Below are 3,383 nucleotides of genomic sequence, written 5' to 3' on the forward strand. Positions count from 1 at the left end.
CCGGCTGCTGCGCCTACGCCGGGACCGCAGCCGGCGCGGGCGCGGGCGCGGCGGCCGCGCCGGTGGCTCCAGGCTGACCTGTGCGCTTGCCGAACACCCGTCAGGACTTCTTTTTGAACAGGCTGGAGAACATCGACTTGCCTTCGCCCTTGCCGCCCTTGCCCTTCGGCCCGGTCACCATCGGCAGTTCGCGACGCGAGACGATCTGGGCCAGCATCTGGAAGGCGTCGGCCGCCTTGGACTTGGCCCCGGAGTCGAGGATCATCTGGCCGTTGTTGGCCGCGGCGCCGAACACCTTGGGATCGAACGGGATGATCAGGCTGGGATGGACGCCCAGCGCGGCTCCGAATTCCTTGGCCGGGATTTCCGGACGTCCGGGGACGCCGACCTGGTTCAGCACCAGCCGCGGCGGCGCGTCGTTCGGCCGGCCCTGCCGGATCAGATCGATCATGTTCTTGGCATTGCGCAGGCTGGCCAGATCGGGCGTGGCCACGACCACCACCTCGTCGGCGGCGATCAGGGTGCGGCGCATCCAGCCCGACCACAGGTGCGGCAGGTCCAGCACCACGAAGGGCGCGGTCGAACGGATCTGGGTGGTGACCTCCTCGAAGGCCTCGGGTGAGATGTCCCAGTCCGTGTCGAGGGTCGCGGGGGCGGCGAACAGGCTCAGCTTGTCGGTGCAACGGACCATCATCCGGTCGAGCAGCACCTGGTCGAGACGGTCCGGCTGGCTGAGGGCGTCGGCGACGCCGTTCAGCGGGTCCTGGTTGAAGTCGAGGCCGGCGGTGCCGAACGGCAGGTCATAGTCGACGATGACCGTATTGGCGCCGATCCGCTCGCTCATTGCATAGGCGGTGTTGTGCGCGACCGAACTGGCCCCGGCGCCGCCGCGGGCGCCGACAAAGGCGATCGACCGCCCGACGAAGGGCTGGGCCGGATCGGAGAACAGGCCACCGATGGCGGCGATCAGCTGCAGGGGCTGCAACGGCGCGACCAGGTATTCGCTGACGCCGCGCCGCATCAGTTCGCGGAACAGGAGGATGTCGTTGGTGGCGCCGATGACGACCACCTTGGTGCCGGCGTCACAGACTTCGGCCAGTTGATCGACTTCCCACAGCAGGGTTTGCGGGTCCTTCAGGCATTCGACGATGATCAGCGGCGGCGTCGGTTCATGCTGATAGGCCTCGACCGCCGCGGCGACGCCCCCGACCCGGATCTGGGTCGTGGCGCGGGACAGTCGGCGATCCTGGCCGGCGCGTTCGGCGGCGGCCAGGGTGTCCTGGCGTTCGGCGAAGACGTGGATGGCGATGCGAGGCACGGAGACTTCCGGGCCGCCCCCGCCCATCGCCGGCGGCGAGAAGGCCGCCGAGGCGCCGGCGACGAGATCGCCTACCGGATTGAAGCCGGCCACGGCCGGAACCTGGTTCTCGATCGAAGCGTCGGGATGCGCCGACGTCGGCCCCGCGACGGCCGGAGGCGTGAACTGCAGCGGCGGCCGCGCGTCCTCTTCCGGGCCGAGGGAACCCTGATCCGGCGCGTAGGCGCCTCCAGCGTCGTCGGGCTGCAGCGGACCGGGTCCGGGCCCGGAGGCGACATAGCCCATGTCGAGGTCGAACTCGTCCTCGAAATCCTCGACGGGTCGGGGAAAGGCGCTGGTCATGACGGGCCTACTCCACGGCCTGGGCGATACGGCCCTGGACCAGCGGCTCCTGGGGCGCCGAGGTGGTTTCGCCACGGCGATAATTGTCGAACACGACGGCCGCGCGGCCCGAGTCCGCCGGACTGATCGGGCGATGCCCGACGATGTCGCGGGGATCGGCGATCTGGGCGGCGAGATTGGCGTTGATGGCGCAGCCCAGACCCATCGAGCTCTCGTTCGAGAACCGCCCTCCCATGGCGCGGGGCTCAGCGGCGCAGTTGGGGATCACGGCGCGAACGGTTTCGAAGCCGGCGAGGATCGGCGCCCGCGGATCCGGCGCGGCGTAGGAGGCCACAACGATGCGCTCTGCCGGAAGGCCGGCGGCCTGAAGCGCTGAACGCACCGCCCAGGTCTGGCGGGCGGCCGCCGGGTCCTCGCCCGAGGGTCCCTCGATCGTGACCGAGCCGACGCCGCCGGCCATGTAGCGGCCGGCGAGGTCGTTGAGCGCCGCCTGCTGATTGTATGACAGGCCGTCCTCGTGCACGGCCAGGGCGATCCGGTCGAGGCCGGGTTCGACTCTCAGGGCGTAGCGCGACAGCGGCGTGAGCGGCTGCATCTGCGACGAGCCGGTCGAGACGCAGGCCCCGAGGACAGTGGTCGCGGCGACGGTCAGGAGAAGGGCGCGCATCATCTGGGGTCTCATTCGATCACATAGCCCACGGGACCGCTCCAGCCTGCGTCGGCGGCGTCCGCGGCGACGTTCGGACGGCCGTAGTGCTGGTTCAGCTGGCCGAACAGGATGGTCTGGGCGTCGTTGGCGATCCGCAGGCCGTCGGCCGGGGTCTGCATCCGGCCGGGCGAGGTCGGCGAGACGATGTAGGCCTCGACGATGATCACCAGTTCGGTCTCGCCGGAGAGATAGTCGCGCGACCGGAACAGGGCTCCGAGCACCGGCAGATCGCCCAGACCCGGCAGCTGGTCGATGTTCTGTCGCGTGTCTTCGCGCAGCAGGCCGGCGATCATCAGCGAGCCGCCCGACGGGAGTTCGACGGTGTTGGAGGCGCGGCGCACGCTCAGGCCGGGAATGACCAGGGAGCTGCCGCCCGCCCCGCCGCCCAGGGTGAAGGCGCCGAGAGAGGTCAGTTCGGACACTTCGGTCGACAGCTGCAGGGAGATCCGGCCCGGCGACAGCACGATCGGCCGCACGGCCAGCCGCACGCCGTAAGGCTTGAACTCGATGGTCACCTTGGTGCTGTTGGCGTCGGTCTCCTGACCGACCGGCACCGGGAACTCGCCGCCGGCGAGGAATTCGGCGCTTTCGCCATTGGCCGTGGTGATGTTCGGCTCGGCCAGGATGCGAACCAGGCCGGCGCGCTCGAAGGCGCGCAGCGAGGTGTTCAGGCTGCTGCCGTCGCCGGCCGAGTCCAGGTAGTTGAGGATTCCCCCACCCAGCTGGTTGCCCGACACCGCGAAGGTCGCGGCCTGGGTCAGGGTGAGGCCGTCGCCGACACTGGCCAGGACGGCGGTGGCGTCGAGGCCCAGTTGCTTCACGGCGGTGCGCTGGACCTCGACGATCCGGGCCCGGACCGTGATCTGGTCGGACCCTTCGATGGTCATCATGTTGATGACCTTGTCGGGGGTCGCGACAAAGGCGCGGGCGACCTGGCTGGCCCGGTCGGCTTCACCGGGGCTGAAGACGGTGCCCGTCAGAATGACGCTGTCGTTGACCGCCTCGGCGCGAACG

Annotated in this window: 3 protein-coding genes; all 3 read right to left on the reverse strand. The window is 69.9% G+C overall.

Annotation, left to right across the window (positions count from 1 at the left end):
- Window positions 1-100: 100 nt before the first annotated feature.
- Complete coding sequence (locus tag RDU12_RS14125) at window positions 101-1,660, reverse strand: CpaE family protein (protein ID WP_300290106.1); 1,560 nt, start codon at window positions 1,658-1,660, stop codon at window positions 101-103.
- A 7-nt stretch (window positions 1,661-1,667) separates the two neighbouring features.
- Window positions 1,668-2,330: a CpaD family pilus assembly protein gene (locus RDU12_RS14130; RefSeq protein WP_308685258.1), complete on the reverse strand. Its 663-nt coding sequence runs from the start codon at window positions 2,328-2,330 to the stop codon at window positions 1,668-1,670.
- 8 nt (window positions 2,331-2,338) lie between these two features.
- The coding region (locus RDU12_RS14135) for a type II and III secretion system protein family protein (RefSeq protein ID WP_308685260.1) at window positions 2,339-3,383 on the reverse strand (1,045 nt) is incomplete at its 5' end.

The sequence above is a fragment of the Brevundimonas sp. genome, assembly GCF_031082345.1.
Taxonomy (GTDB): domain Bacteria; phylum Pseudomonadota; class Alphaproteobacteria; order Caulobacterales; family Caulobacteraceae; genus Brevundimonas.